Source organism: Enterobacter sp. CCUG 70166 (assembly GCF_020224095.1).
GTDB classification, from domain to species: Bacteria; Pseudomonadota; Gammaproteobacteria; order Enterobacterales; family Enterobacteriaceae; genus Enterobacter; species Enterobacter intestinihominis.
Genome location: NZ_NRIQ01000046.1, coordinates 36,027 through 42,829, shown reverse-complemented (window position 1 = coordinate 42,829; position 6,803 = coordinate 36,027). Strand labels below are relative to the sequence as shown.

Here is a 6,803-nt window from a genome sequence, read left to right as displayed (position 1 = left end):
TGGGGATCCCTCAGCCCGGTGGGAGAGGGTTAGGGTGAGGGCATCAGGCCGCAGAGCCTGATTGTCGGGTGGCGGCTTCGCCTTACCCGACCTACAAAACCTACTTCCGGTGAATGAATTCGACCGCTTTATCCGGGAAATCCGTAAACAATCCGTCCACATCCGCCTGGTTATACAGCACGTCGTAAAGCTGATCCACGTCCGTCGCATACTCCGGCAACTGGTCTGCACGCACGGTATACGGATGCACCTGCATCTTGCTCGCATGCGCCTCTTTCACCATCGCCGTCAGCTTCACGTGGCCCGGCGTTGAGCCTTCCGCCACCAGCATGTGGTAATCCGGCCCGATGCCGTCGGCGTACTGCGCAATCTGCTTCATCGCGCCCGGCTTAAACATCCAGTCGTAGCTGTAGTTCACCCACTTCCCGTCCGGCTGTTTTTCCTGAGTTTCATTCCAGTCGGTATAGGCAATCAGCTGCACCAGATTGAGATCCATTCCCATCTTCGGCTCCAGCTCAGTTTTGATGCGCTTCAGTTCCGCGGCATCGAAACATTGCAGGAAAACCTTATCCTTCTTGCTGGTGTAGCCGTACTTTTTCAGTACCTCCAGCGTCTTCGCGGCAATGTCTTTTCCTTCCTGATGGTGGAACCACGGCGCTTTGATTTCCGGGTAGATACCGATATTTTTGCCCGTCGAGTGGTTCAGCCCCTGAACAAACTCGATCTCCTCTTCGAAGGTGTGAATACGGAAGTCAGACTTGCCCATCGGGAAACGCCCCGGATAGACCTGCACCTTCTTACCGTTCTCAATCTCGAAGCCCTCGGTAAACTTCAGCGAGCGGATCTCCGCCAGCGTGAAGTCGATGGCGTAGTAGCGGCCATCTTTACGGGCGCGGTTCGGGAAACGCTCCGCCACGTCCGTCACGCGGTCAAGATAATGGTCATGCAGAACGACCAGCTGGTCGTCCTTCGTCATCACCAGATCCTGCTCCAGATAATCTGCGCCCTGGGCATAGGCCATCGCTTTTGCCGGCAGCGTATGCTCCGGCAGATAACCGCTGGCGCCACGGTGGGCGATCACGATTTTATCCGCCGCCAGCGCGGAGCCTGTCATCAGGCCCGCCAGCAGCAGGCCTGTCGCTAACTGAGTTAATTTCATCGCAATGCTCCTTACTGACGACGCGCCAGCACCTCGGCATGGTGACGTTTTTCACCAATCATCACGACGATCAACAGCAGAACCGCCAGCACGCTGCCGCCAATCATCACCATAAAGCCACCGTCCCAGCCGAAGAAATCGACGGTGTAACCGACGATGGCACTTGCCGCCACTGAACCGCCGAGGTAGCCAAACAGACCGGTAAAGCCTGCCGCCGTGCCTGCCGCTTTCTTCGGCGCCAGCTCCAGCGCGTGCAGGCCGATCAGCATAACCGGACCATAAATCAGGAAGCCGATTACGATCATACAGGCCATATCCACACCCGGATTACCCGGCGGGTTAAGCCAGTAAACGACCGTCGCGATGGTCACCAGCGTCATAAAGAACACGCCCGTCGCCCCACGGTTGCCCTTAAACACTTTGTCCGACATCCAGCCGCAGATCAGCGTGCCGGGAATGCCCGCGTATTCATACAGGAAATAGGCCCAGGAGGATTTATCCAGCGCGAAGTGCTTCACCTCTTTCAGGTAAGTCGGGGACCAGTCGAGGATGCCGTAACGCAGCAGGTAGACAAACACGTTCGCCACCGCGATGTACCACAGCAGCTTGTTTGGCAGCACATACTTCATGAAGATCTGTTTCGCGGTCAGCTCTTCTTCGTGCTTCTCGCTGTAATCATCCGGGTAGTCGTTTTTGTACTCTTCAATCGGCGGCAGGCCGCAGGACTGCGGCGTGTCGCGCATCAGGGCGAAGGCGATAATCGCCACCAGAATGGCGCCAAAGGCAGGCATATAGAGCGCCGCGTGCCAGTCGTTGAACCAGGCCATCCCCAGCAGGAACAGCAGCGGCGGAAGCCCGCCCCCGACGTTATGCGCGCAGTTCCAGACCGATACAATCCCACCGCGCTCTTTCTGTGACCACCAGTGCACCATGGTACGTCCGCATGGCGGCCACCCCATCCCCTGGAACCAGCCGCAGAGGAACAGCAGTACGAACATGACGGCAATGCTGGAGGTCGCCCATGGCACAAAGCCCATGAACAGCATCACCGCTGCCGCGAGGATCAGACCGGCGGGCAGGAACACACGCGGATTCGAGCGATCCGACACCGACCCCATAATGAACTTCGAAAAACCGTACGCGATGGAGATCCCCGACAGCGCAAAGCCCAGATCGCCGCGGGAGAAGCCTTGTTCCACCAGGTATGGCATGGCGAGCGCAAAGTTTTTACGTACCAGATAGTACGCCGCATACCCGAAGAAGATCCCGAGGAAGATTTGCCAACGCAGACGGCGGTAGAGAGGATCAATCTCTGCCTCTGGCAGTCGCGCCCGGTGTGGCGCAGGTTTAAAGATACTGAGCATAACAGCCTCCGTGGCCTTTCAAAAATGACCGGGCATCTCGCGCCCGGCTACAGAGGCGGCGATGTTAAGAAATCACGGTGAATGTTACTGTGAATCAACGCACAGATTGTTACAGAAATATGACAGAATGCGCAAAAAAGCGCATGAAATCACGTTTCACTTTCGAATTTCGCGCGTTTATGTTCGAAATCAAACAAACCACACGATCAATGTGGCTAAATGCTAAAAAACGAACATAGAGGAAAGGCAATGACAATTCACGATCCACGCTTCAGCGATGTGATTATCATTGGCGGTGGCGCGACGGGTGCCGGCATCGCACGCGACTGCGCCCTGCGGGGATTGAGCGTCACGCTTCTGGAACGCCACGACATCGCCACCGGCGCAACGGGGCGTAACCACGGTCTGTTGCACAGCGGCGCCCGCTATGCGGTCACTGACGCTGAGTCCGCGCGCGAGTGTATTGCTGAAAACCAGATCCTCAGGCGCATCGCCCGCCACTGCGTTGAACCGACCAACGGCCTTTTTATCACCCTTCCCGAAGATGATCTCGGCTTTCAGCAAACCTTTATCACCGCCTGCACGGCGGCAGGCATTCAGGCCGAGGCGCTCGATCCTGCACAGGCGCGCCGTCTTGAACCCTCGGTAAACCCGGCGTTACTGGGCGCGGTAAAAGTGCCTGACGGAACCGTTGATCCTTTCCGCCTGACCGCCGCCAATATGCTCGACGCGCGGGAACACGGCGCACAGATCCTGACCGGGCATCACGTCACCGGGCTTATTCGTGAAGGTAATACCGTGCGCGGGGTGCGCGTGTGTGATACGCAGTACAATGAACACCGCGAGCTGTATGCCACCGTCGTGGTCAACGCGGCGGGGATCTGGGGCCAGCGCATCGCGGAATACGCCGATTTATCCGTCCGCATGTTCCCGGCCAAAGGCTCGCTGCTGATCCTCGACCATCGCATCAATAACCATGTCATCAACCGCTGCCGTAAACCGTCTGACGCCGACATCCTCGTGCCGGGGGACACCATTTCGTTGATCGGCACGACCTCAATGCATGTGGACTACAGCGAAATTGATTACAACCGCGTTACCGCCGAAGAGGTGGATATCCTGCTGCGCGAAGGGGAAAAGCTGGCCCCGGTGATGGCGCAGACGCGTATTCTGCGTGCCTACGCGGGCGTGCGTCCCCTCGTCGCCAGCGATAACGATCCGAGCGGGCGTAACGTCAGCCGCGGCATCGTGCTGCTCGATCACGCCGAACGCGACGGCATGGACGGGTTTATCACCATTACCGGCGGCAAGCTGATGACCTACCGGCTGATGGCGCAGTGGGCCACCGATGCCGTCTGCCGTAAGCTCGGCAACACCGCGCCGTGCGTGACGGCGGAACAGGCTCTGCCCGGCTCGCAGCAATCGACAGAAAAAACGCTGCACAAAATCATTTCACTTCCTGCCCCGCTTCGCGGTTCGGCGATTTACCGCCACGGCGACCGCACCCCGACCTGGCTTGGTGAAGGGCGACTCAGCCGCAGCCTGGTGTGCGAATGCGAAGCCGTGACCGCAGGCGAGGTGCAATATGCCGTGGAAAACCTGACGGTGAACAACCTGCTTGATTTACGCCGCCGCACGCGAGTCGGGATGGGCACCTGTCAGGGGGAGCTGTGCGCCTGCCGTGCCGCCGGGCTGCTGCAACGTTTTCATGCCACCTCCTCAACCCAGTCGCTCGCCCAGCTCAGCGATTTTTTAAATGAGCGCTGGAAAGGCATTCAGCCCGTCGCCTGGGGCGATGCCCTGCGCGAAAGTGAGTTTACCCGCTGGGTCTATCAGGGACTTTGCGGTCTGGAGAAGGAACACAACCATGAAATTTGATACCGTGATTGTGGGTGGAGGGCTGGCGGGCCTGCTGTGCGGTCTCAAACTGACGCAGCGGGGTCTGCGCTGCGCCATTGTCACTCGCGGTCAAAGTGCCCTGCACTTCTCCTCCGGCTCGCTGGATTTACTGGGCGCGCTATCGTTCGCCGATCTGCCGCCTGAACATCCCTACCGCCTGACGGGCGCAGAGAATATGGCCCGCTTTGCCTGCGAAACCGAACACCTGCTGACCGCCTGCGGCGCACGCATGCAGGGTGACGCCGAGCAAAATCATCAGCGCGTCACGCCGCTCGGCACTCTGCGCGCCGCCTGGCTTAGCCCGGAAGAGGTGCCTGTCGCCCCCATCGCTGCCGGGCACGTGCGGGTGGTGGGGATCAGCGGTTTCCTTGATTTCCAGCCGCATCTTGCCGCCGCGTCTCTCAGACAGCAAGGCATTCAGGTGGATACGGCGGAGATTGATCTCCCCGAGCTCGACGTGCTGCGCGAAAACCCCAGCGAGTTTCGTGCGGTGAACATTGCCCGCCTGCTGGATAATGAACGCTACTGGCCGCAGCTGTACGCGGCGCTTCAGCCGCTCGGCGAGAGCTGCGACGCCCTGTTTATGCCCGCCTGTTTTGGCTTAACGGACAACCGGCTCTGGCGCTGGCTCTCGGCGCGCCTGCCCTGTACGCTCGGTTTACTGCCGACGCTCCCCCCTTCCGTGCCCGGCATTCGTCTGCATACCCAGCTTCAGCGTCAGTTTGTCGCCCAGGGTGGCGTCTGGTTGGCAGGCGACGAGGTGAAAAAAATCACCCTGGCAGAGGGCGCGGTAAGCGAAATCTGGACCCGCAACCACGGCGACATCCCGCTTCGTGCACGCTATACGGTGCTGGCAAGCGGCAGCTTCTTCAGTAACGGTCTGCTGAGCAGCCGGGATGGCGTGCGTGAGGCAATTCTCGGGCTGGATGTCCGGCAAAGCTCTTCCCGCGCGGACTGGTATCAAAGCGATTTCTTCACCCCGCAGCCCTGGCAGCAGTTCGGCGTGATCGTCGATACCCAGCTGCGCCCGCAGCTGGGCGGGGAGCCGGTTGAAAATCTTTACGCCATCGGCTCGGTTCTGGGCGGGTACGATCCCGTGGCACAGGGCTGCGGTGGCGGCGTCTGCGCCGTCACCGCGCTGCATGTCGCGGAGCAGATTATCCAGCGCAGGGAGGGAGCACAATGAACGACACCCGATTTGAAAGCTGTATCAAATGCACGGTCTGCACCACGGTTTGCCCGGTCAGCGGCGTCGATCCGCGCTATCCCGGCCCGAAACAGGCCGGCCCCGACGGGGAGCGTCTGCGCCTGAAGGACGGCGCGCTCTACGACGAGGCGCTGAAATACTGTATCAACTGTAAACGCTGCGAAGTTGCCTGCCCGTCGGACGTGAAAATAGGCGATATCATCCAGCGCGCCCGCGCCCGCTACAGTACGCAAAAACCGACGCTGCGCGACGCGATACTGAGCCACACCGATTTGATGGGTAGCCTCTCGACGCCTTTCGCGCCGGTCGTCAATGTCGCCACCGCCCTGAAGCCGGTGCGCAGGCTGCTGGATGCGACGCTCAAAATCGACCATCACCGCAGTCTGCCGAAATATTCTCACGGCACCTTCCGCCGCTGGTATAAATCCGTGGCGGCAGAACAGGCGCAGTTCGCTGAGCAGGTTGCCTTCTTCCACGGTTGCTACGTGAACTACAACCATCCGCAGCTGGGAAAAGACCTGCTGAAAGTGCTGAACGCCATGGGGACGGGCGTTCAGCTGCTGAGCAAAGAGAAGTGCTGCGGCGTTCCGCTGATTGCCAACGGTTTTACTGACAAAGCGCGCAGGCAGGCGAAAAGCAACGTCACCTCTTTGCGCGAGGCGATCGTCGACAACGGGATCCCGGTACTGGCGACGTCGTCAACCTGTACCTTCACGCTGCGCGATGAATATCCGCATCTGCTGGATGTGGATAACACCGGCCTGCGCGAGCACATTGAGCTGGCGACCCGTTTTCTCTGGCGCAAACTTGACAGTGGGCAGACGTTACCGCTGGGCAAATTGCCGCTGAAGGTGGTGTATCACACGCCATGTCATATGGAGAAGATGGGCTGGTCGATCTATACACTGGAGCTGCTGCGGCTGATCCCCGGGCTGGAGCTGACGGTGCTGGACTCACGCTGCTGCGGCATCGCAGGCACGTACGGCTTCAAGCGTGAAAACTACCCAACGTCACAGGCCATTGGCGCGCCGCTGTTCCGGCAAATTGAAGAGAGCGGCGCAGATATCGTGGTGACGGACTGCGAAACCTGCAAGTGGCAGATCGAGATGTCCACCAGCAAACGCTGTGAACATCCCATTACCTTGCTGGCAAAAGCGCTGGCGTAACCGTTGCC

General features: G+C 59.6%; 5 protein-coding genes. 3 read left to right on the top strand and 2 right to left on the bottom strand.

What is annotated here, in order from left to right; all coding sequences use genetic code 11:
• Positions 1–100 precede the first annotated feature (100 nt).
• Both glpQ and glpT read right to left on the bottom strand, forming a co-directional pair.
• A complete protein-coding gene (gene glpQ, locus CKK19_RS19740; RefSeq protein ID WP_038416437.1) occupies positions 101–1,159 on the bottom strand; it encodes a glycerophosphodiester phosphodiesterase in 1,059 nt (352 codons plus the stop codon).
• Between the two features lie 11 nt (positions 1,160–1,170).
• Positions 1,171–2,523 (bottom strand): glycerol-3-phosphate transporter, encoded by a 1,353-nt coding sequence (gene glpT, locus CKK19_RS19735; protein ID WP_022648804.1) that lies wholly within the window; start codon positions 2,521–2,523, stop codon positions 1,171–1,173.
• Between the two features lie 249 nt (positions 2,524–2,772).
• On the opposite strand from glpT, the gene glpA reads away from it, so the two are divergent.
• From glpA to glpC, 3 genes are read left to right on the top strand one after another with little or no spacing between them, the layout of a single operon-like run.
• On the top strand, positions 2,773–4,401 hold the full coding sequence (glpA, locus tag CKK19_RS19730) for an anaerobic glycerol-3-phosphate dehydrogenase subunit A (RefSeq protein ID WP_063854235.1): 1,629 nt from the start codon (positions 2,773–2,775) through the stop codon (positions 4,399–4,401).
• A complete protein-coding gene (gene glpB, locus CKK19_RS19725) occupies positions 4,391–5,608 on the top strand; it encodes a glycerol-3-phosphate dehydrogenase subunit GlpB (RefSeq protein WP_063854236.1) in 1,218 nt (405 codons plus the stop codon). The genes glpA and glpB overlap by 11 nt, the downstream gene beginning before the upstream one ends.
• Positions 5,605–6,795, top strand: coding sequence for an anaerobic glycerol-3-phosphate dehydrogenase subunit GlpC (gene glpC / locus CKK19_RS19720; protein WP_063854237.1), 1,191 nt, complete (start codon positions 5,605–5,607; stop codon positions 6,793–6,795). The genes glpB and glpC overlap by 4 nt, the downstream gene beginning before the upstream one ends.
• Positions 6,796–6,803: the final 8 nt, after the last annotated feature.

Coding starts and splice junctions, on each gene's coding strand:
- glpQ (WP_038416437.1), bottom strand. CDS start 1,159: ATGAAATTAACTCAGTTAGCGACAGGCCTGCTGCTGGCGGGCCTGATG.
- glpT (WP_022648804.1), bottom strand. CDS start 2,523: ATGCTCAGTATCTTTAAACCTGCGCCACACCGGGCGCGACTGCCAGAG.
- glpA (WP_063854235.1), top strand. CDS start 2,773: ATGACAATTCACGATCCACGCTTCAGCGATGTGATTATCATTGGCGGT.
- glpB (WP_063854236.1), top strand. CDS start 4,391: ATGAAATTTGATACCGTGATTGTGGGTGGAGGGCTGGCGGGCCTGCTG.
- glpC (WP_063854237.1), top strand. CDS start 5,605: ATGAACGACACCCGATTTGAAAGCTGTATCAAATGCACGGTCTGCACC.